Raw genomic sequence first — 20,139 nt, 5'->3', positions numbered from 1 at the left:
TGTTTGTTGTTTAGTAATCGCACCCGTGGATCGCGTCCGGGGCACGCCACGGGTTGCGCATACGTCGCGCGATCCGGGCCGCCTTCACCGTACTAGGAATCAATTCCAGTCGGCGAGGCCGCCGCGGCATGCCAATGCAGCCGCCAGCGAGCCTTCAGGCTCGCCGCACTGGCGTGCGTTCGATCATGCGTTGCCGCGGTGGGGGCCCGGGTTGCGCCTGCGCCACGCAGCCCGTGTTGTGTTTGGACCCGGATTGTACCCCTGCCCCCGAGTTATCCACAAAGGATAAGTCTGTGGACAACTTGTGCAAATTCAGTGGATTGCTGTGCACAACCCTTGCTGGGATGCGGCTTTGCGGGAAGCTGGAAGGGGTAATTCCTCTGGCAAAACAGGGACTTCGGCCTAGGTTGTCCTATTGTTTCGTGCCGCCCGGAGCACATGTAGTTACTCACCGGTTGTTGTGGACAATGAGGCACCGACAGCGCAACCGGTAATGTGGTAATTGTGCCGGCGCACATGCTGTTTGCTTGACAGTGCGCGCGAAAATCGTTTAAATGGCGGGTTCTGCGATGCGGCAGGGGATCACGTATGCGCATCGCCGGGTCTGGCCTGTCCGTGCCGTCCGCGCCCACAGGTCAATAGCCTGCAGCGCGCGCCACACGGCCGGCAGCAAAGACAGAACCAGAATCGTCGGACAAGCCGCGGCAGTTCCTTGCCGGTGGCAACCCCCATGCGAACCATACGCGGCGGCCACGGCAGCCCGGCACCGGCCGGAGTCGGGCAAGCCCAGATCAACCAGAGAGTGCAACATGAAACGTACCTACCAACCTTCCGTTACCCGCCGCAAGCGTACCCACGGTTTCCGCGTGCGCATGAAGACCCGCGGCGGCCGTGCCGTCATCAACGCACGTCGCGCCAAGGGCCGCAAGCGCCTGGCCATCTGAGGCCCGGGCGACCGGCCTGACGGCGCGCCCGGCGCCGGCTGCAGCGTACCGCAGCCGTGCCGCGCAGCCGTCAATGCCTCCCGCCTCGGCTTCAGGACGGCCAGCAGCTTGCCGCAGGGCGCCGCTTTTGCGCCAGCAGTAGTCTTCGCCAGCGCTCGCAAGTGTTACCCAGCGTGTCAGCCCATGCCTTCCCCAAAGCCGCAAGGCTCACAAAGACGGATGAGTTTTCATCCGTTTTTGCTTTGCGGCCCCGGCGGCGCAGCCCGCATTTCGTGCTGTACGTGCGCGCCAATGACCGGCCGGAAGGCCGGCTTGGCGTCGTGGTGGGCAAGAAGTTCGCGCCGCGCGCGGCCGAGCGCAACCTGGTGAAGCGCATGGCGCGCGAGCTGTTCCGCCAGCGCCGCGACGAACTGGCGGGGCGCGACGTGCTACTGCGGCTGCAAGCCAAGTTCCCGCGCGCGGAATTTGCGACGCGCGCTGCGGTCCGAAGAGCGTGCGCGGCGGAAATCGCCAGCCTGCTCGAGGTAGCGGCCAAGCCACTGCCGCCACCCGCACCGCCTGCCTCGCCCTCGGCACCGCCTTCCGCGGCGCCACCGGCGGGCACCTCGCAAAGCCAGCCACCAGGCCTTCCGGCCTGAACCGCCCCGCCATGAAGCGAATCCTGCTAGCCCTGCTGCGCATCTACAAGATCGCCCTGAGTCCCTACCTGGGCTCGCAGTGCCGCTTCCTGCCGACCTGTTCCGACTACGCCCGCGACGCCATCGTCCATCACGGCGCCGCGCGCGGCAGCTGGATGGCCGCCTGCCGGCTGTGCCGTTGCCATCCCTTCACCGAAGGCGGGTATGATCCCGTGCCGGGCACGGAAGCCGACACTGCCAGGCCGGACACCCGCACGGGCCGTTCCGTCCATGCCGCGACAGGCCATGCGCCTGCCGCGATCCGTCTGCCCAGACCCTGATTTCTCCGACCACAGCCAGACATGGATATCAAACGCACCATCCTCTGGGTCATCTTCTCGATGTCCCTTGTGCTGCTCTACGACAACTGGCAACGCGCCCAAGGCCATGCCTCGATGTTCTTCCCGGGCACGACGCAGCAGCAGGCCGCCTCGGCGCCGGCCGCCAGCGGCGCGGCCGCGCAGGGCGACGTGCCCAAGGCCAACGTGCAGCCGGGCGCAGCCGCCCCGGCCGCAGGCGCTGCCCCGCAAGCCGCCGCCCAGCCCACCGGCGAGAAGATCGTGGTGACCACCGACACGGTGCGTGCCGAGATCGACACCGCCGGCGGCATCGTGTCGCGCCTGGAGCTGCTCAAGGAGCACGAGAAGGACGGCAAGCCGGTGGTGCTGTTCGAGCGTGACAACGTGCGCACCTACATGGCGCGCTCGGGCCTGATCGGCGGCGACCTGCCCAACCACACCACGGTGTTCACCGCCGCCCCGGGCCCGCGCTCGCTGGACGGCGCCGAGCAGCTGGAAGTGGCGCTGACCGCCGAGAAGAACGGCGTCAAGTTCACCAAGACCTACGTCTTCCGCAAGGGCAGCTACGTCGTCGACACCAAGTTCGCCGTGACCAACGCAGGCACCGCGCCGGTCTCGCCGACGCTGTACCTGGAACTGGCGCGCGACGGCAGCAAGATCGAGCAGTCGCAGTTCTACAGCACCTTCACCGGTCCGGCGATCTACACCGACGCCGACAAGTACCACAAGATCAGCTTCGAAGACGTCGCCAAGGGCAAGGCCACCGTGCCGGCCGCCGCCAACAACGGCTGGGTGGCGATGGTGCAGCACTACTTTGCCTCGGCCTGGATCCCGCAGACCGGCAAGGAGCACACCTTCTACGTCCAGCAGATCGACCCGAACCTGTACCGCGTGGGCATCCAGCAGCCGCTGGGCGAAGTGGCCCCGGGCGCCACGGTGACCACCGATTCACGCCTGTTCGCCGGCCCGCAGGAAGAGCACATGCTCGAGAAGGTCGCGCCGGGCCTGGAACTGGTGAAGGACTACGGCTGGCTGACCATCCTGGCCAAGCCGCTGTTCTGGCTGCTGGAGAAGCTGCACGGCTTCCTGGGCAACTGGGGCTGGTCGATCATCGCGCTGACCGTGCTGATCAAGCTGGTGTTCTTCCCGCTGTCGGCGGCAAGCTACAAGTCCATGGGCAAGATGAAGGACCTGCAGCCGCGCATGACCGCGATGCGTGAGCGTTACAAGAACGACCCGCAGAAGATGAACCAGGAGATGATGGCGCTGTACCGCACCGAGAAGGTCAACCCGCTCGGCGGCTGCCTGCCCATCGTGATCCAGATCCCGGTGTTCATCGCGCTGTACTGGGTGCTGCTGTCGTCGGTGGAAATGCGCGGCGCGCCGTGGCTGGGCTGGATCCATGACCTGTCGGTGCCGGATCCGTTCTACATCCTGCCGATCGTGATGGCCGTGTCGATGTTCGTGCAGACCAAGCTGAACCCGACCCCGCCGGACCCCGTGCAGGCCAAGGTCATGACGATCATGCCGCTGGTGTTCTCGGTGATGTTCTTCTTCTTCCCGGCCGGCCTGGTGCTGTACTGGGTGGTGAACAACATCCTGTCGATCGCCCAGCAATGGCAGATCAACCGCATGCTCGGCAAGGGCAAGGCGGCGGTGGTGGCCAAGAGCTGATTCTGGTTACAGGACCATGCGGTAACCATGAAGCCCGGCAGCGATGCCGGGCTTTTTGTTTGCAGCGGGCGTATGCTTTCGGGCTGTACCGACGCTGCATGCGCCTTATTCAGGAGATTCCCGATGAGCTGGTCCGCCCGCCAATACGTCGCCTTCGAAGACGAACGCACCCGACCGGTCCGCGACCTGGTCGCCGCCATTCCCAACGAAATCGTGCGCAGCGCGGTGGATATCGGCTGCGGGCCGGGCAACTCCACCGAGGTGCTGTTGGCGCGCTATGCGGGTGCGTCGGTGACCGGGCTGGACAGTTCGGACGACATGGTCGAGGCGGCGCGCAAGCGTTTGCCCGATGTGCAGTTCCGCGTGGCGGATATCGGCGCCTGGGACGAGGCCGGGCCTTATGACGTGATCCTGGCCAATGCCGTGCTGCAATGGCTGCCCGACCACGCCGGGCTGTTCCCGGCGCTGGTATCGAAGCTTTCCCCCGGCGGCACGCTGGCCGTGCAGATGCCTGACAACCTGGAGGAACCCGCGCACCGGCTGATGCGCCAGGTGGCGGCGGAAGGCCCGTGGGCCGACAAGCTTGCTGGCGCCAGCAAGGCGCGCGCCGAACGCGCTTCTGCGCAGTGGTACTACGAGTTGCTGCGTCCCCTGTGCCAGCGCGTGGACGTGTGGCTGACCACGTACCACCATCCGCTGGCCGGCGGCCCGGCCGCGGTGGTGGAGTGGTTCAAGGGCAGCGGCCTGCGGCCGTTCCTGCAGCCGCTCGATGAGGCCGGGCGCGCCGCGTACCTGGCGCGCTATGAGGCTGAGATCGCCAAGGCCTATCCGCCGCTGGCGGACGGATCTGTGCTGCTGCCGTTCCCGCGGTTGTTTATCGTGGCGACGCGCTGAGCTCGTCGCGCAAACCCGGGCCGCCGGGGATCAGCCCGGCTTGTGGCACACCGCCTCGATGTTGTGCCCGTCCGGATCCAGCACGAAGGCACCGTAGTAGTCGGGGTGATAGTGCGCCCGGATGCCGGGCCCGCCGTTGTCGCGCCCGCCCGCGGCAATCGCCGCGCGATAGAACGCATCGACTGCCTCGCGGCTGTCCACGCGGAACGCGACATGTATCGGCGGCTGGTTGGGCGTGCCGCGGATGACCCAGAAATCGGGCTTGCCCGGCGGCCCGAAGCCCGCCACGTCCGTGCTGCCCGTGACGCTGGCCGGGAATTCCTTGACGATGCCGTAGCCGATGGCGCCCAGCGCCGCCAGGTAGAAAGCGCGGCTCTTGCCGTAGTCGCTGACGTTCACGCCGGTATGGTCGATCATGGCTCGCTTCCTTTCCAGGTTGGCGCTCAGGCCAGGTCCAGCACGCTCATGGTCGCGTTGAGGCGACTGACCAGCACGGATTCGCCATGGACGTCGGCGAACACATCCGCCTCCACCACGATGATCGAGCGGCCGGACTTGAGCACGTCGGCGCAGCAGCGCAGCCGGTCGCTGCGCACGGCCCTGAGCAGGTTGATCTTGAATTCCGCGGTGACCACATGCTGGCCCGCTTCGAGGATGGTGGACGCCGCCGCGCCCGCGGTGTGGTCGGCCATGGTGGCCTGCACGCCCGCATGGACGATGCCGCCTTGCTGCAGGTGGCGTGGCGTGATGGCCAGCATCGATTCGCACCAGCCGGGGCCGCAGTCCGCCAGCGCGATGCCGATGTCGTTGACGAACGCGGCCTGGCGGAAGCCGGCCTCGACGGTATCGCGCAGCAGGAGTCGCTCCTGTTCTGTGGTCATGGCTGTTCCTCGTACGGTCACTGCATCACCAGGCGGTGTGCGCATTGCAACGCGAAGGAGCAAGGCTGTCAACCGCCCATGGGCCTTGTACGCCGCATGCCCGCACTGCCGCGTGCTGTCACCTACACTGGAAGCATCTGCGTCCCGCGTGCGCGCCTGACCGCATGAAGACCGCCATGACCGCCGACGCCAAACGTCCCGCACTGCGCCGCAAGATGCGGCCTGCCGCTGCCTTTGCCGCGCTGACCGAAGCGAGCCTGGCGCGCATCGACGCGTGCCTGGACCAGTTGACGCGCCGCGACGATCCGGAAGACCTGCACGAACTACGCGTGTCGCTGCGCCATGCGCGCGCGGTGGTGTGGGCGCTGGGGCCAGCGCTGCCACGGCCGGAGCGCGAGCGCTGGAAGCGCGACCTGCGCGCGCTGGCCCGCGCCACCAGCGAGGTGCGCGACTGGGACGTGTTCCTGGCCGAGACCATCGCCCCGGCGCGCGAGCTGGAGCCGGACGAACCGGTCCTGGCGGCCGTGGCCGACACCGCCGCCGAGCGCCGTGACGCCGCGCGCGAAGCCATGCTGGCAACGCTGGCCGGCTACCGTGACTGGCCGCTGCCCTCGCTGCATCGCGATCTCGCGCATTTGGGGCATCTGGCGGCCAAGGCACGCAAAGACAGCGGCGATCGCCTCGGGCCGTTTGCGCGCAAGCGCGTGCGCCGCGGACGCCAGAGCCTGCGCAAGCTGGCCCGGGCCGCACGCAGCGGCGATGCGCGCGCGGTGCATGCCCAGCGCATCGCCGGCAAGCGGCTGCGCTATACGATCGAGGCGTTCGAGCCGGTACTGCCGTCGCGCATCACCAAACGCCTGCACCGCAAGCTGGTGAAACGGCAGACAAAGCTCGGCAGCTTTGTCGATGCCATGGTCGCGCGCCGGCTGATGGCCGACTGCCTGCAAGTGCAAACGCTCCCCGATGAAGCGCCGCTGCAGTTGCCCGGCGCAAGCTGACGCCCCGCCAGCCACGGCGGCCAATCCACCGCGCGCCGCTGGCGCCACACCGCGCCACGCCAACCGCACCCGATCTGCGACAATACCGCCATGACTGCTCCCCAGGTTCCCATTGCCGCCATCGCCACCGCGCCCGGACGCGGCGGCATCGGCGTGGTGCGGGTGTCGGGCCCCGATGTCGGCCCCGTGATGCGCGCCGTCTGCGGCCTGGCGCTCAAGCCGCGCCACGCCACCTACCTGCCGTTCCTCGACGCCCATGGCAAGGTCATCGACCACGGGCTGGCGCTGTACTTCCCGGCACCGAACTCCTATACCGGCGAGGAAGTGCTCGAGCTGCAGGGCCACGGCGGCCCGGTGGTGATGCAGATACTGCTGACGCGCTGCCTGCAGGCCGGCGACGGCATCGGCCTTCGCCTGGCCGAGCCGGGCGAGTTCACGCGCCGCGCCTTCCTCAACGACAAGCTCGACCTGGCCCAGGCCGAGGCCGTGGCCGACCTGATCGAAGCCAGCACCGAGGCCGCGGCGCGCTCGGCGGCGCGTTCGATGGAGGGCGAGTTCTCCAATGCGATCCGCAAGCTTGTGGATAAGGTCATCCACCTGCGCATGCTGGTGGAAGCCACGCTGGACTTCCCCGAGGAAGAGATCGATTTCCTGGAGCAGTCCGACGCGCGCGGGCAGCTCGCCACCATCCGCAATGAACTCGGCGCCGTGCTGGCGCAGGCGCGCCAGGGCGCGCTGCTGCGCGAGGGGCTGTCGGTAGTGCTGGCGGGCCAGCCGAACGTCGGCAAGTCGTCGCTGCTCAACGCGCTGGCTGGCGCCGAACTCGCCATCGTCACGCCGATCGCCGGCACCACGCGCGACCGCGTGCGCGAGACCATCCAGATCGACGGCATCCCGCTGCATATCATCGACACCGCCGGCCTGCGCGAGCAAGCCTCCGACGAAGTCGAGCGCATCGGCATCGAGCGTACCTGGGACGCAATCCGCCGCGCCGACGTCGTGCTGCACCTGGTGGATGCCACCGACTACCTGCGCCACGGCTTGTCCGAGATCGACGACGCCATCGACGACCAGCTCAGCGGCCAGCTGCCGCCGGGCTCGCCGATCGTGCGCGTGGTCAACAAGATCGACAAGGCCCCGGCGGTGGGTGGCATGATGTTCGGCGGCAACCGGCCCCATGTGGTCGCCGCCAATGGACCCAACCCGACCGAGATCTGGATCTCAGCGCGCACCGGCGCCGGCATCGAGTTGCTGCGCCGCGAACTGCTGCGGCTGGTCGGCTGGCAGTCCGGAAATGAAGGCACCTTCCTTGCGCGCGAACGGCACCTGACGGCGCTGCGCAGTGCGCAGTCGCATCTCGATATCGCGGCGGAGCAGGCCGAGCACCAGGCGCAGGCGCTGGATCTGTTCGCGGAGGAGCTGCGGCTGACGCAGGAGTGCCTGAACAGCATTACGGGTGAGTTCACCAGCGACGACCTGCTGGGTACGATCTTCACGCGCTTCTGCATCGGCAAGTGAGTGCGGCCGCGCGGCACCATGCTGCGGCACGCACCCCGCCGGCAGCAGGTAAACTGCAGGCCGCCTCCTCATGCCAGGCGCCGGCCGCTTGCGGCGCCCCCTCTCGATGCGCCTGATCCTCATCACCTTCGGTACCCAGGGCGACTGCCGCCCGATCGTTGCGCTGGGCCTGGGCCTGCGCGATGCCGGCCATGACATGCTGATGCTGGGCGAGCGCTCGGCTGCGGCATTGGCCGCCGAACATGGGCTGGCGTTCGCGCCGATGGCGGGCGATATCCAGCAGACGCTGGCGCCGGGTGGCGCGCTGCACAAGCTGATGACTGAAGGCGGCAATGTGGCCGAGGCCACGCGCGCGTTTGCGCGTATTGCCGAGGACAACACCGAGGCGTGGATGGCGCAACTGGCCGAGGCCGCGCGCGATGCCGACGCCATCGTGTTCTCGGGCCTGACGGGCTACGTGGCGCTCGCGGTGGCCGAGCAACTGGGCAAGCCTGTGATCGCCGCGGCCATGTTCCCGATCTCGCCGACGCGCGCCTTCCCGTCCGCGCTGTTGCCGCCGTTCAGGATGCCGGGGTGGGCCAACCGCGCCAGCCATCACGTCATCAACCACGTGCTGTGGCGCATGTTCCGTACCGCCACCAACGCCGCGCGCGGCAAGCTGTTCGGCGTGCCGCCGCGCAAGGCGATGTGGCGCGATTTCCCCACGCTGTACGCGATCTCGCCGCACCTGGTGCCGCGCCCGCAGGACTGGCATGCCGACTGGCTGGTGAGCGGCGCATGGACCATGCCGCCGCAGCACGACTGGCAGCCGGCTGCGCCATTGCAGGACTTCCTCGCTGCCGGCGAGCCGCCGCTGTATATCGGCTTCGGCAGCATGGCGGGTTTTGACCGGCAGAAGGTGGTGACGGCGCTGGTGCAGGCGGTCGATGGCCGGCGCGCGTTGTTCTATCCGGGCTGGAGCGGCATCGACGTGTCCGCGCTGCCGGCCAGCTTCCACGTGATCGGCGCCACGCCGCACGACTGGCTGCTGCCGCGCGTGTCGGCGGCGATCCACCATGGCGGCGCGGGCACCACGCATGCGGTGGCGGCGGCGGGCGTGCCGTCGATCGTGCTGCCGTTTGCCGGCGACCAGTTCTTCTGGGCGGGCCGTCTGGCGGCGCTGGGCGTGGCGCCGCGCTATGTCGAAGGGCACAAGATCGACGCGGTGCGGCTGGCGTCGATGATCGGCTTTACCGAGCAGGCCGCCACGCGCGAGAAGGCCGCCACGCTGGGCCGCGCGATCGCCGCCGAGCGCGGCGTGGACAATGCCGTGGCGGCAATCGAACGCTTCTGCGGCCGGCGCGAGGCATAATCCGCTTCCGACTTTCGCATTTCACCCAGGCAGGATCTCCAGATGTTGAACCGTACCCAGCAAATCCTCGTTGCCATCGTTGCCGTAGCTGTGCTTGGCATGTTGTGGTTTGCCGGCAATGATCGGCGTGATGACGTCGGCGGTGCCCAGCCCGAGGCGCAGGCCGAAGCCAGCGCGGCGGTCCCGGCAACGGCCAGCGACGTGCGCGGCGTGCCGCACGACGGCACGCTCGAGCCTATCAGCATCGATCCCGAGCGGCCTGCCGACCGCCTGCCGCAATACCAGGCCAGCACGATGCAGGACGACTATCGCGCCAACCCCAAGGCCGCGGACGAGCGCTACGTCGGGCAGTACCTGATCGTCGAAGGCGTCGCCAGCGGCATTCGCCGCGAGGGCGACCAGGTCATTGTCGATATCCGCACGAACGATCCGGGGGTGAATGTGCGCGCGCTGCTGCTGCCACGCCAGATCTGCGGGCCGGCGGGCCGGGTGTGCGAGGTGGAGGCGCGGGCCACGATGGTGCGGCGCGGCCAGAAGGTGGCGCTGGAATGCAATGGCGCGGGGCTGGCGGACGGTTCGCCGCTGCTGCGCGACTGCCTGCTGCGCGGCGGCGCGAACTGATCGCTGCATCGACCACTCCGGAGCTTCGCCATGCAATCCGTGCTGTCCGTCCTCGCCATTTTGATCGCGGTTGCCACCATCGTGGGCGTGGTGTCGCCCGCCTGGCTCAGCCAGACGCTGCTTGGCGGCAAACCCGTCACCCGGCTGCAGGTGGCGATCATAGGCATCTGCCTGGCCGGGCTCTGCCTGATCCTGGTGGGCCGGCTGGCGCAGGGCGGGGCGGGCGGCTAAGGCGCCCCGCCGGGCCGAAAGCACGGGTTTTGCTGTTCTGTTCGGCCGATCGGATGGGCGCGCCGGCGCCTACAGTGTGAAGGCGGGCTGCCCGCATTGCGCGCCGCGCCGCCCCATGCCATCCAGGAAACCCATGAACAAAGCTCTGCTGGCCGCCAGCCTCGGCCTGCTGCTCACCGGCTGCTCGACCTACCAGGCAGTGACCCCGGTCGACCGTCCTGACCTCCCCGACGCCTCCGCCGCGTTCCAGCCGGCTGGAGGCGGTCCGCGCGGCAACTATGGCGCCAATGGCACGCTGCTATGCGTGGTGGTGAACCCGGTCACCGGCAACGACTATGTGGAGGCGTTCCGTGCCTCGCTGGAGCAGCGCAATTTCGAGGTGAAGCTGGTGCGGCCGGATGCGTCCGTGGCCGCGTGCCCGATGGTGGCGCTGTACAGCGCGCGCAGCGCCTGGTACTGGGCCTCGTTCCTGAGCAGCGTGGACATCACCGTGTTCCACAATGGCGAGCGCGTCGGCAAGGCGATCTACAACGCCAACCGCAGCGCGGGCGGACTGAACCTGAGCAACCTGGTGCGGCCGGCGTCCAAGCTGGAGGAGCTGGTCGAGCAGCTGTTCCCGGGCATGCTGCTGCCGCCTTCGGCGCCAGCCGTGACGTATGCGGGGCCGAACAGCTGAGCGGGCAGCACGGCCCGATCAGCGCTCCAGCCGGCCGAGGCGCACCACGGTAACCCCGGGCCGCAACTGCCGCAGCGACGGCATTACCAGCACGCAATCGGGATAGGGCGTCACCACCGGCTCGCCATCGCGCCAGGCGATCACGGTGCCGGCCTCGGCAAAGGTTTCCAGGCCGGTAAAAGGGCCGGCAAAGCGGAAATCCATGCTGGTGGCCACCACCGGCTCGGTCACGCGTACCACCCGCTGCGTAGCGGGCAGCGGGTGCAGCCAGCCGGCGGGCAAATCGCTTGCGTCCACCACGCCGGCATGCAGCAGGAAACGCGCGGTGCTGTCCTGCGCCACCGACACCGCCGCCGGCTCCCAATGCTGGCCGCATTCGATCAGCAGCGCATTGCGCAGGCTGGCGGGGTCGCCGAAGCCGTCGTAGTCGCGCATGCGGCGGCCTTCGGGGTGGCCTTCGTCGACGATCACGTCCGCAGGCGCGCCAAGTGCGCGGGACAGGGCGATGCCCTTGTCGAGCGGGCCGGAGACGATCAGCGCCCGGCTTTTCTCATGCATCGAATGCAGGTCGAGCAGCAGGTCCACGGTGTCGATCACCGGGCGCATGGCGCGCGCGCGGCGCAGCTCGGACGAATCGCGGCTGGTGTCGTCCAGCGTCGCGGCCGTCCACACGCGGTTGAAGTCCTGGTCGACGAAGCGCGAGGCGTCAGGCTTTGTGGGATCGAAGCGGTGGTATGCGTCGACGTTGGCAAAGGCCAGCGTCAGCCGGCCGCGGCGCGGGCGCAGGCCGTGGTCGAGCAGCGCCGTGACGGCGATGGCGCCGCAGACCTCGTTGCCGTGGGTCAGGGCGTTGACCATCACGTGCGGGCCGGGCTGGCCGCTGTCGAAGGTGTAGAGGTAGGGCACGCCGGTGTTGCCGGCGGCGTAGGGGCGGATGTCGGGGAATTCGACGTCGACGGGGTAGGCGTCGAGTGGGGCGGGTTGCTGCGTCATGGGGATCGGTGCTCTCAGGGTGCCTGGCGGGTCGGTGCCCGACGGGTCGTATTTGTGTCGATCAGCTTTGGTGAAGGCTTATGGATGCTTCCAGCGCCTGCCCACTACCTCACTTACTCGTGAATGCCAGCAGTCTGCACAATCGTGCGATAACGCCCCGTCTCGCGCTTGATAAAGCTGCCAAACTGCGCCGGATTTGCCGGCGTCACTTCCACGCCAGCCTCAGCCAGCTTCTTCTTCACATCCGGCAGCGCCAGCACGGCCTGCATCTCCGTGTTCAGGCGATCCACCACCGGCTTGGGCAGGTTGGCCGGCCCCATCAGCCCGAACCACACGCCCATGTCCACGCCCTTCAGCGCCGGCGTCTCGGCCAGTGCCGGCACGTTCGGCGCCACCGCGGAGCGCTTGGCAGCGGTCACGCCGTAGGCCTGCACGCGGCCGGCCTGGATATGCGGCAGCGCCGACGACAGCACCATCACCGCCAGGTCGATCTGGCCACCGAGCAGGTCCGTGGCCATGGCCGACGCCCCTTTGTATGGCACGTGCGTGATATTGACCTTGCCCTGCTGCTTGATCAGCTCGCCGGCCAGGTTCAGCGGCGTGCCCACGCCCGACGACGCATACGAGAGCTTGCCCGGCTGCGCCTTGGCCAGCGCGATCAGCTCGGCCGCATTCTTCGCCGGCAGGCCAAGCTTGCCGACCAGCACCATCGGCTGGGTGCCGACGAAGGTCACCGGCGCCAGGTCCTTCTCGCCGTCGTAGCGCACGGCCGGGTTGGTCAGGCGCGCGATCGAGACCTCACTGCCGGAACCCATCAGCAGGGTGTAGCCGTCGGCCTCGGCCTTGACCACCTTGGACGCGCCGATGGTGCCGCCGGCGCCGCCCAGGTTTTCGATCACCACGCTCTGGCCGAGGCGCTTGCCCAGCTCCGGCGCGATGGTGCGGGCGACGAGATCGACGCTGCCGCCGGCGGTGTAGCCGACCACCAGCGTGATCGGCTTGGCGGGCCAGGTGGCGGCAACGGCGCCGCCGGTGAAGGTGGCGACGCAGAGTGCGGCAGCGGCCGCGCGCAGGATGGTCTTCATGGTCTTGGCTTGGGGGATCCAGGTTTGGATGGTGTGGCCTGATGTTAGAGAGCGCGAGACCGGACCTGCGTGCGGCTTTGGCAAGGGGGATTGCCGTTTCGGCAATGGTGCGGCTCAGCGCGGTGCCTGCACCGCGGTGCGCCAGAACGCCTCGGCCAGCGGGCGCATCGGCGCGCGCGGGCGGTACAGGCGGATATCGAGCGCCAGGTCGTCACCCTCGGCGCCGGCGATGGCGCGCACCAGCCGCCCGGCGTGCAGGTCGTCGGCGATCAGCCGCGCCGGCAGCCAGGCCAGCCCCATGCGCTGGCGCACCATCTCGTGCACCGACTCGGCAAAGTCGCTGACCGCGATCACGTCGAGCCGGGGCGCCAGCCTGCGGCGCGCGATCTCCTGGTTGACCATGCGGCCGAGCGTCAGGGTCTCGGCGTAGGCGATCATCGGCACCGGCTTTGCGGCGGCCTTTCCCGCGGACTTGCCGGTGCCCAGCCGGTGCAGCGGCGCGCCGCGCGCGTCGGTGGCACTGACGCACACCAGCCGCTCCACGCCGGCCAGGTGGAACTGGTAGCGGGCATCGTCCAGCATCACCGGCAGGTCCGGCGGGCTATAGCACAGCAGGAAGTCGGCATCGCCCTCGGCGAACATCGCCAGCGCGTCATGCATGGGGAAGGCGGATAGCCGCGTGCGGAAGCCGGCCGCATCGGGGTCATGCCGCAGCGCCTCGCGCAGGCCCGCCAGCCAGGCCGGTACCATCGAGCGCGCCAGCGTCTTGCCGGTGGCGATGGTCAGGGTGCTGGCATCGGCCCGGTGCGCGGCGCGCAGCGCCAGGCGCGTTTCATCCAGCGTGCGCAAGGCGCTTTGCGCCGCTTCCAGGAACTGGCGACCTTCTGCTGTCAGCCGCACCGGGAACGCGCTGCGGTCGATCAGCGGTGCGCCCGCCCAGACCTCCAGCGCCTGCATGCGCCGGCCGAACGCGGGCGGGGTCACGTTGCGCAGTTCGGCGGCGCGCGCGAGGCTGCCGGCCTGGGCCAGGCAGACGAAGTCTTCGAGCCAGCGGATGTGCATGGAAGCGGACAGGTGAAGGTCAAGCAGCGATGCCCTCATTATCGGCTGCGCTCGCGCATGCCGGACCCGCATGGACGGCTGGGCGTCCGCACATTTATCCATTCTATGAATATCATCATCGCGAAAATTCCGGATCACATTGATCCCTGTTATGGCGCGCCACAATCCATCGCCTCCGACCACTTCCAGTGGAAGGCATCGCGCCGCGGTCATTGTGGTGCGATTGCCAACATCAGGCCCGGGATTAGAGCTGCCAGTCCAATTCAACGCTTGTGAAACGCTCGAAGCAGTGGATAGGCTTCGTACAGCTGTTTCAAGCATCCGTATGCCGTCAGAGCCGGGAGCGACGCAGCGCAGCGAATTGCAAAGGGGTTCACTGCAGCAAAGAAGAGAGACGCCCCCATGAAGACCGGCAAAAGCACGGCAGGAGACACCAAGGCCCGGATTCTCGACGCCACGGAAAAATTGTTGATCGAGGTCGGCTACGAGGCCACCTCGCTTCGGCAGGTAACTTCGCGCGCCATCGTCAACCTGGCGGCCGTGAACTATCACTTTCGCAGCAAAGACATCATGATGCACGCCGTGCTGAGCCGGCGGCTGGATCCGCTCAACGCGCGCCGCCTGGCGCTGCTCGATGCGTGCGAAGCCCGCTGGCCCGGCAGCAGCATCCGCTGCGAGCACGTGCTGGGCGCACTGTTCGTGCCCGCGCTGCAAATGGCGCGCGAACCCGCAGTCGGTGGGCCGTCGTTCCTGCGGCTGCTCGGGCGCGTGTATTCGGATACCTCGCCGTTTATCCAGCACTACCTGCTGGAGCACTACGCACCGGTGTACGAGCGCTTCTTCGACGCCTTCGCGCGCGCCATCCCGGCCTTGCCGCGGCGCGAGCTCGGCTGGCGCCTGCAGTTCGCGCTGAAAGCGCTGGCGGGCGTGCTGGCCGGCGACGAACTCGCCAACCTGCTGCCGGCCTTCACGCAGGGCAAGCAGATGAGCGATGCGCATGTGCTGGCGCAGCTCACCGCCATGGTCGAGGCGGCCATGACGGTGGCGCAGCCGGGCGCGGACGAGCTGTCGGCGCTGCAGTCGGTGTTCGAGCTGGGCGAGCAGCAGCAGGCCGGGCAGCGCGCCAGCGCGCTGGAGGCAACGGTGCAGGAACAGGCCGGCCATACGGCCGCCGTCACCGCGGCCACCATCGGCAAGACCCGGATGAGCGCACGCCCCGTGCGCAATGAGGGCACCAGTCGCACCGCCGTGGCCAGCGTTGCGGTCCGCGCGCGCGAACATGGCGTGAGCTTCCCCAGCAACCCGCTGGATGACTGGATGCGAATGCGCGCCCGGTCCTAGCGCTCGCGCCGCGGGTCGACGTCGAAGACGAAGCTGGAGCCGAATCCGCTGGTGTTCTTTCTGCCGGCTTCCTACAAGTTCTGAGGCGGGAAGAAAAAAGCCAGCGGCAGTACCGCTGGCGTCCTGATCGACCGACTGTTTGCTCCCTCACCCGCAAGCGGGAGAGGGAGCAAACCGCAAGCATGCTGACGTCGTCAGCACACCCTTACTGCGTCACCGTTCCCTGTTGCGCAGGCGTACCTTGCCGCGCCACCGGACTGGTTTCCTGCAACCCGCCACCCAGCGCGCGATACAGGTCAATCGAATTGTTCAGCCGCAGCTGCCGCGCCTGGATCAGCGCCTGCTCCGCGGTGAACAACTGGCGCTGCGCATCGAGCTCGTCCAGGTAGCTGGCGATGCCGCTGCGGAAGCGCAGGCGCGCCAGCTCATAGCGCGCCGCTTCCGCATTGCGCACTTCTTCCTGGCCGGTGACCTGGTCTTCCAGCGTGCCACGCGCCACCAGCGCATCCGCCACTTCCGCGAAGGCCGTCTGGATGGTCTTCTCGTAGTTGGCGACCTGGATGTTCTTGCGCACGTTGGCCAGGTCCAGGTTGGACAGGTTGCGGCCATAGTCGAAGATCGGCAGCACCAGTTGCGGCGCGAACGACCATGCGCGCGTGCCGGCATCGAACAGCCCCGAGAACGTCGGGCTGATGGTGCCCGCGCTGGCGGTCAGCGTGATGCGCGGGAAGAACGCCGCGCGCGCCGCGCCGATATTGGCATTGGATGACAGCAGCAGTTGCTCGGCCTGGCGGATATCGGGACGCTGCTCGAGCAGGTCGGACGGCAGCCCCTCGGGGATATCGCTGATGATGCGCTCATCCGACAGGCGCACCGGCTCGGGCAGGTTCTCGATGGTGCCGATGGGCTTGCCCACCAGCACTTCGAGCGCGTTCTGCGCCTGCGCGCGCTGGCGTGCGAGCTGGGCCGCCGCGACGCGGGCCTGCGCCACCAGCGATTCGTTGTCGCGCAGGTCCAGCGCCGAGGTGGCGCCCGCCTCGAAACGCTGCTTGGCCAGGCCATAGGTGCTTTCGCGCGCCTTCAGCGTGTCGCGTGCCAGGTCGTACTGCTCGGCAAAGGAGCGCTCGGCCAGGTAGGCCTTGGCGACTTCCGACACCAGCGAGATATACGCCGAGCGATGCGCTTCCTCGGTGGCGAAGTACTGCGCCAGCGCGGCATTGGACAGGCTGCGCACGCGCCCGAAGAAATCGAGCTCGTAGGACGCGATGCCCAGGCCGACCTGGTAGACCTCGGTCACGCCGGGCTGGCCGAGCACCGTTGCCGCCTGGGCGGCGGTGGTACGGGCCCGGGTGTAGCCGGCGTTGACGTCCACCGTGGGCAGCAGGTCGGCGCGCTGCACCTGGTACAGCGCGCGCGCCTCTTCGATGCGCAGCGCGGCGGTGCGCAGGTCGCGGTTGTTTTCCAGCGAGTTGGCGATCAGCACCTGCAGGCGCGGGTCGCGGAAGAACTCGCGCCAGCCGATATCGACGGCGCGGCGGGTCTCGCCGCTCTTCACCTCAGCGGTGGCGTAGCCCTCGGGCGCCACCGGGTAGCTGCCCGCCACCGGCGGGGCGGGGCGGTCATAGTGGGGCGCCAGCGTGCAGCCGGTCAGAACGCCGGCCACCAGCAGCAGCGTGGTCAGAGTCTTGGTCATTGTCAGATTTCCTCTTGCGGCTCATGCCACTTCTTGTCCAGCATGCGCTGGCGCTCGCTGCCCTTGAAGCGCTTGCGCACCACGACGAAGAAGACCGGCACCAGGAAGATCGCCAGCACCGTGGCCGTGATCATCCCGCCCATCACGCCGGTACCGATGGCGCGCTGGCTGCCCGAACCCGCGCCAGTGGCGATTGCCAGCGGCAGCACGCCCAGGATGAACGCCATCGACGTCATCAGGATCGGGCGGAAACGCAGGTGCACCGCCTCGAGCGTGGCTTCGACCAGGCCCTTGCCTTGCGCCTGCAGGTCCTTGGCGAATTCCACGATCAGGATGGCGTTCTTCGCCGACAAGCCGATCGTCGCGATCAGGCCCACCTTGAAGTACACATCGTTGGGCATGCCGCGCAGCGTCACGCCGAGCAGCGCGCCGAGCACGCCCAGCGGCACCACCAGCAGCACCGAGAACGGGATCGACCAGCTTTCATACAGCGCGGCCAGGCACAGGAACACGATGATCAGCGACAGCGTGTACAGGATCGGTTCCTGCGCGCCGGCCAGGCGTTCTTCGTACGACTGGCCCGACCACTCGAAACCGAAGCCCGGCGGCAGCTTGGCGAAGTTCTCTTCCATCACACGCATGGCTTCGCCGGTACTGCGTCCGGGCGCGGCCTGGCCCGCGAGCTTCACCGCCGGCATGCCGTTGTAGCGCTCCAGGCGCGGCGAGCCCATGATCCACTTGGACGTCGCGAACGCGGCAAACGCCACCATGTCGCCGTTGGCGTTGCGCACGCGCAGCTTGGTCAGGTCGTCGGGCAGGCGGCGGTCGCTGCCGTCGGCCTGCACGATCACCTTGCGCACGCGGCCTTCATAGATGAAGTCGTTGACGTAGCTTGAGCCGAACGCAATCGACAGCGTCGAGTTGATCTCCGCCACCGAGACGCCAAGCGCGCGCGCCTTTTCGCGGTCGATGTCGATCTGCAGCTGCGGTGCGTCTTCCTGGCCTTCCGGGCGCACGCCCATCAGCACCGGGCTCTGCGCGGCCATGCCGAGCATCATGTTGCGCGCTTCCATCAGCTTGGCGTGACCCTGGCCGGTGCGGTCCTGCAGGCGGAAGTCAAAGCCCGAGGAGTTGCCCAGCTCGGAAATCGCCGGCGGGTTAAGCGGGAAGATGATCGCGTCCTTGATGAACGACAGCGCGCCGAAGGCACGGCCGACCAGCGCCTGCGCGTTCTCGCCCTCGCCGGTGCGTTCCTTCCAGTCCTTCAGGCGCACGAACGCGATACCGCCGTTCTGGCCGCGGCCGAAGAAGGAGAAGCCCGCCACCGTGATCATCTGGTCCACCACCTTGCTTTCCTTCTGCAGGTAGTAGTCCTCGATCTGCTTGAGCACGCCGATGGTACGGTCCTGGGTCGCGCCGTTGGGCAGCTGCACCACGGTGATCATGTAGCCCTGGTCTTCATCGGGCAGGAACGACGACGGCAGGCGCTTGAACAGCACCACCACGCCGAGGATGATCAGCGCGTAGATGATCAGGTAGCGGCCGGTGCGCTTGAGGATGCGCGCCACCACGCCCTGATAGCTGGTCGACGCGCGCGCGAAGGTGCGGTTGAACCAGCCGAAGAAGCCCTTCTTCTCATGATGATGGCCGGCTTCGACGGGCTTGAGCAGCGTCGCGCACAGTGCCGGGGTCAGCGTCAGCGCCAGCAGCGCCGAGAACGCCATCGAGGCGATCAGCGACAGCGAGAACTGGCGGTAGATGTTGCCCACCGAGCCCGAGAAGAATGCCATCGGGATGAACACCGCGGTCAGCACCAGCGTGATGCCGACGATGGCGCCGGTGATCTGGCCCATGGCCTTGCGCGTGGCTTCACGTGGCGAGAGTCCTTCCTCGCTCATGATCCGCTCGACGTTCTCGACCACCACGATGGCATCGTCCACCAGGATACCGATGGCCAGCACCATGCCGAACATGGTCAGCACGTTGATCGAGAAGCCGAATGCCAGCAGCGCGCCGAAGGTACCTAGCAGCGCGATCGGCACCACCAGCGTCGGGATCAGCGTGGCGCGGAAGTTCTGCAGGAACAGGTACATCACCAGGAACACCAGCACCACGGCTTCCAGCAGCGTCTTGATCACTTCCTCGATCGAGATCTTGACGAAGGCCGAGGTGTCGTAAGGCACCGAGTACTGGTAGTCCGCCGGGAAGTTCTTCGACAGCTCTTCCATCTTGGCGCGCACCGCGGTGGCGGTGGCCAGCGCATTGCCGGTCGGGGCCAGCTTGATGGCGATGGCCGCCGACGGCTTGCCGTTGGTGCGGGCCAGCGTCGAGTAGTCGGCGCCGCCCAGTTCCACGTGGCCCACGTCCTTGATGCGTACCGACGAACCGTCAGGGTTGGTGCGCAGCAGGATGTCGGCGAACTGCTCGGGCGTCGACAGGCGGCTCTGCGTGGTGACGGTGGCGTTCAGTTCGGTGCCTTTGGGCGAGGGCGTGCCGCCCAGTTCGCCCACGGCGACCTGGATGTTCTGCTCGCTCACCGCGGCGGTGACGTCCAGCGGGGTCAGGTTGTAGCCGGTCAGCTTGGCCGGGTCCAGCCAGACCCGCATGGCGTACTCGGTGCCGAACAGGTCGGCCTGGCCCACGCCCGGCACGCGGCGGATCGAGTCGATCACCTGCGCCGAGACATAGTTGCCGAGCTGGATCGCGTCAGCCGTGCCGGACTTGGACGACACGGTCAGGAACATCATGTAGTTGTTCCCGGCCTTGTCCACGCGCACGCCCTGCTGGCGCACTTCCGCCGGCAGGCGCGCTTCCACGCGCTTGAGGCGGTTCTGCACTTCGACCGAGTTCAGGTCGACGTTCGAGCCCGGCGCAAAGGCGATGGTGATCGACGCCAGGCCGGTCGATTCGCTGGTCGAGTTGTAGTAGAGCAGGTTGGGCGCGCCATTCAGCTCTTGCTCGATCACCGAGGTGACGGAATCCTCCAGCGTCTTGGCCGACGCACCCGGATAGGTGGCGGTGACCGAGATCGTCGGCGGGGCGATGTTCGGGTACTGCGCGATCGGCAACTGCATGATCGACAACAGCCCGCCCAGGACGATGATCAGCGCGAGCACCCACGCGAACACCGGCCGGTCGATGAAAAACTTGGCCATAAGACTGGCTCCCTCTTTGTCTAGCCGTATTTGCCGTAGTGGTGAT

Annotated in this window: 19 protein-coding genes; 12 read left to right on the top strand and 7 right to left on the bottom strand. The window is 67.9% G+C overall.

What is annotated here, in order from left to right; genetic code table 11:
* The first annotated feature begins 809 nt into the window (after window positions 1-809).
* The 5 genes from rpmH to tam all read left to right on the top strand — a co-directional run bounded on the left by rpmH (window position 810) and on the right by tam (window position 4,488).
* On the top strand, window positions 810-944 hold the full coding sequence (gene rpmH, locus AC10V3_RS20700; protein WP_008650850.1) for a 50S ribosomal protein L34: 135 nt from the start codon (window positions 810-812) through the stop codon (window positions 942-944).
* 173 nt (window positions 945-1,117) lie between these two features.
* Window positions 1,118-1,582: a ribonuclease P protein component gene (gene rnpA / locus AC10V3_RS20695; protein WP_349605274.1), complete on the top strand. Its 465-nt coding sequence runs from the start codon at window positions 1,118-1,120 to the stop codon at window positions 1,580-1,582.
* An 11-nt stretch (window positions 1,583-1,593) separates the two neighbouring features.
* Window positions 1,594-1,902 (top strand): membrane protein insertion efficiency factor YidD, encoded by a 309-nt coding sequence (gene yidD / locus AC10V3_RS20690; RefSeq protein WP_022537110.1) that lies wholly within the window; start codon window positions 1,594-1,596, stop codon window positions 1,900-1,902.
* Between the two features lie 21 nt (window positions 1,903-1,923).
* Window positions 1,924-3,594 (top strand): membrane protein insertase YidC, encoded by a 1,671-nt coding sequence (yidC, locus tag AC10V3_RS20685; protein WP_349605276.1) that lies wholly within the window; start codon window positions 1,924-1,926, stop codon window positions 3,592-3,594.
* A 123-nt stretch (window positions 3,595-3,717) separates the two neighbouring features.
* Entirely contained in the window at window positions 3,718-4,488 is a 771-nt protein-coding gene (gene tam / locus AC10V3_RS20680) for a trans-aconitate 2-methyltransferase (RefSeq protein WP_349605277.1), read from the top strand.
* A 30-nt stretch (window positions 4,489-4,518) separates the two neighbouring features.
* On the opposite strand, the gene AC10V3_RS20675 is transcribed toward tam, so the two are convergent.
* Together AC10V3_RS20675 and AC10V3_RS20670 are read right to left on the bottom strand one after the other, a co-directional pair.
* Complete coding sequence (locus AC10V3_RS20675; protein WP_022537107.1) at window positions 4,519-4,905, bottom strand: VOC family protein; 387 nt, start codon at window positions 4,903-4,905, stop codon at window positions 4,519-4,521.
* Between the two features lie 26 nt (window positions 4,906-4,931).
* Entirely contained in the window at window positions 4,932-5,369 is a 438-nt protein-coding gene (locus tag AC10V3_RS20670; protein ID WP_349605279.1) for a PaaI family thioesterase, read from the bottom strand.
* A 176-nt stretch (window positions 5,370-5,545) separates the two neighbouring features.
* Between AC10V3_RS20670 and AC10V3_RS20665 the strand changes: the two genes are divergently transcribed.
* The 6 genes from AC10V3_RS20665 (at window position 5,546) to AC10V3_RS20640 (ending at window position 10,764) form a co-directional block, all read left to right on the top strand.
* Window positions 5,546-6,367 (top strand): CHAD domain-containing protein, encoded by an 822-nt coding sequence (locus tag AC10V3_RS20665; protein WP_490922886.1) that lies wholly within the window; start codon window positions 5,546-5,548, stop codon window positions 6,365-6,367.
* A gap of 90 nt (window positions 6,368-6,457) precedes the next feature.
* Window positions 6,458-7,885 (top strand): tRNA uridine-5-carboxymethylaminomethyl(34) synthesis GTPase MnmE, encoded by a 1,428-nt coding sequence (gene mnmE / locus AC10V3_RS20660; protein WP_490922885.1) that lies wholly within the window; start codon window positions 6,458-6,460, stop codon window positions 7,883-7,885.
* A 106-nt stretch (window positions 7,886-7,991) separates the two neighbouring features.
* Window positions 7,992-9,236 carry a glycosyltransferase gene (locus AC10V3_RS20655; RefSeq protein WP_490923695.1) on the top strand — a complete coding sequence of 415 codons (1,245 nt, stop codon included), beginning with the start codon at window positions 7,992-7,994 and terminating at the stop codon, window positions 9,234-9,236.
* 42 nt (window positions 9,237-9,278) lie between these two features.
* Window positions 9,279-9,857, top strand: coding sequence for an OB-fold putative lipoprotein (locus AC10V3_RS20650; RefSeq protein WP_022537102.1), 579 nt, complete (start codon window positions 9,279-9,281; stop codon window positions 9,855-9,857).
* A gap of 30 nt (window positions 9,858-9,887) precedes the next feature.
* Window positions 9,888-10,088 carry a hypothetical protein gene (locus AC10V3_RS20645; RefSeq protein ID WP_022537101.1) on the top strand — a complete coding sequence of 67 codons (201 nt, stop codon included), beginning with the start codon at window positions 9,888-9,890 and terminating at the stop codon, window positions 10,086-10,088.
* Between the two features lie 133 nt (window positions 10,089-10,221).
* A complete protein-coding gene (locus AC10V3_RS20640; RefSeq protein WP_022537100.1) occupies window positions 10,222-10,764 on the top strand; it encodes an Sbal_3080 family lipoprotein in 543 nt (180 codons plus the stop codon).
* An 18-nt stretch (window positions 10,765-10,782) separates the two neighbouring features.
* Here the strand turns inward: AC10V3_RS20640 and AC10V3_RS20635 are convergent, their stop codons facing one another.
* The 3 genes from AC10V3_RS20635 to AC10V3_RS20625 all read right to left on the bottom strand — a co-directional run bounded on the left by AC10V3_RS20635 (window position 10,783) and on the right by AC10V3_RS20625 (window position 13,904).
* Window positions 10,783-11,757, bottom strand: coding sequence for a M14 family metallopeptidase (locus AC10V3_RS20635; RefSeq protein ID WP_022537099.1), 975 nt, complete (start codon window positions 11,755-11,757; stop codon window positions 10,783-10,785).
* A gap of 113 nt (window positions 11,758-11,870) precedes the next feature.
* Window positions 11,871-12,842, bottom strand: a complete 972-nt coding sequence (locus AC10V3_RS20630; protein WP_490922883.1) for a Bug family tripartite tricarboxylate transporter substrate binding protein — start codon at window positions 12,840-12,842, stop codon at window positions 11,871-11,873.
* A 114-nt stretch (window positions 12,843-12,956) separates the two neighbouring features.
* A complete protein-coding gene (locus AC10V3_RS20625) occupies window positions 12,957-13,904 on the bottom strand; it encodes a LysR family transcriptional regulator (RefSeq protein WP_041681184.1) in 948 nt (315 codons plus the stop codon).
* Between the two features lie 402 nt (window positions 13,905-14,306).
* Between AC10V3_RS20625 and AC10V3_RS20620 the strand changes: the two genes are divergently transcribed.
* Window positions 14,307-15,245, top strand: coding sequence for a TetR/AcrR family transcriptional regulator (locus tag AC10V3_RS20620; protein ID WP_490922882.1), 939 nt, complete (start codon window positions 14,307-14,309; stop codon window positions 15,243-15,245).
* 205 nt (window positions 15,246-15,450) lie between these two features.
* Here the strand turns inward: AC10V3_RS20620 and AC10V3_RS20615 are convergent, their stop codons facing one another.
* Together AC10V3_RS20615 and AC10V3_RS20610 are read right to left on the bottom strand one after the other, a co-directional pair.
* On the bottom strand, window positions 15,451-16,938 hold the full coding sequence (locus AC10V3_RS20615) for an efflux transporter outer membrane subunit (RefSeq protein WP_490922880.1): 1,488 nt from the start codon (window positions 16,936-16,938) through the stop codon (window positions 15,451-15,453).
* A 2-nt stretch (window positions 16,939-16,940) separates the two neighbouring features.
* A complete protein-coding gene (locus AC10V3_RS20610; RefSeq protein WP_022537094.1) occupies window positions 16,941-20,093 on the bottom strand; it encodes an efflux RND transporter permease subunit in 3,153 nt (1,050 codons plus the stop codon).
* Window positions 20,094-20,139: the final 46 nt, after the last annotated feature.

It is taken from the genome of Cupriavidus sp. PB-02 (genome assembly GCF_058252315.1).
The sequence above is the reverse complement of the archived record's forward strand: the minus strand, read 5'-3'. Positions and strand labels throughout refer to the sequence as shown.

Excerpts from the sequence above, each read along its gene's own strand:
- rpmH (WP_008650850.1), top strand. The coding sequence starts at position 810 with ATGAAACGTACCTACCAACCTTCCGTTACCCGCCGCAAGCGTACCCAC.
- yidD (WP_022537110.1), top strand. The coding sequence starts at position 1,594 with ATGAAGCGAATCCTGCTAGCCCTGCTGCGCATCTACAAGATCGCCCTG.
- yidC (WP_349605276.1), top strand. The coding sequence starts at position 1,924 with ATGGATATCAAACGCACCATCCTCTGGGTCATCTTCTCGATGTCCCTT.
- tam (WP_349605277.1), top strand. The coding sequence starts at position 3,718 with ATGAGCTGGTCCGCCCGCCAATACGTCGCCTTCGAAGACGAACGCACC.
- AC10V3_RS20675 (WP_022537107.1), bottom strand. The coding sequence starts at position 4,905 with ATGATCGACCATACCGGCGTGAACGTCAGCGACTACGGCAAGAGCCGC.
- AC10V3_RS20670 (WP_349605279.1), bottom strand. The coding sequence starts at position 5,369 with ATGACCACAGAACAGGAGCGACTCCTGCTGCGCGATACCGTCGAGGCC.
- AC10V3_RS20665 (WP_490922886.1), top strand. The coding sequence starts at position 5,546 with ATGACCGCCGACGCCAAACGTCCCGCACTGCGCCGCAAGATGCGGCCT.
- mnmE (WP_490922885.1), top strand. The coding sequence starts at position 6,458 with ATGACTGCTCCCCAGGTTCCCATTGCCGCCATCGCCACCGCGCCCGGA.
- AC10V3_RS20655 (WP_490923695.1), top strand. The coding sequence starts at position 7,992 with ATGCGCCTGATCCTCATCACCTTCGGTACCCAGGGCGACTGCCGCCCG.
- AC10V3_RS20650 (WP_022537102.1), top strand. The coding sequence starts at position 9,279 with ATGTTGAACCGTACCCAGCAAATCCTCGTTGCCATCGTTGCCGTAGCT.
- AC10V3_RS20645 (WP_022537101.1), top strand. The coding sequence starts at position 9,888 with ATGCAATCCGTGCTGTCCGTCCTCGCCATTTTGATCGCGGTTGCCACC.
- AC10V3_RS20640 (WP_022537100.1), top strand. The coding sequence starts at position 10,222 with ATGAACAAAGCTCTGCTGGCCGCCAGCCTCGGCCTGCTGCTCACCGGC.
- AC10V3_RS20635 (WP_022537099.1), bottom strand. The coding sequence starts at position 11,757 with ATGACGCAGCAACCCGCCCCACTCGACGCCTACCCCGTCGACGTCGAA.
- AC10V3_RS20630 (WP_490922883.1), bottom strand. The coding sequence starts at position 12,842 with ATGAAGACCATCCTGCGCGCGGCCGCTGCCGCACTCTGCGTCGCCACC.
- AC10V3_RS20625 (WP_041681184.1), bottom strand. The coding sequence starts at position 13,904 with ATGCACATCCGCTGGCTCGAAGACTTCGTCTGCCTGGCCCAGGCCGGC.
- AC10V3_RS20620 (WP_490922882.1), top strand. The coding sequence starts at position 14,307 with ATGAAGACCGGCAAAAGCACGGCAGGAGACACCAAGGCCCGGATTCTC.
- AC10V3_RS20615 (WP_490922880.1), bottom strand. The coding sequence starts at position 16,938 with ATGACCAAGACTCTGACCACGCTGCTGCTGGTGGCCGGCGTTCTGACC.
- AC10V3_RS20610 (WP_022537094.1), bottom strand. The coding sequence starts at position 20,093 with ATGGCCAAGTTTTTCATCGACCGGCCGGTGTTCGCGTGGGTGCTCGCG.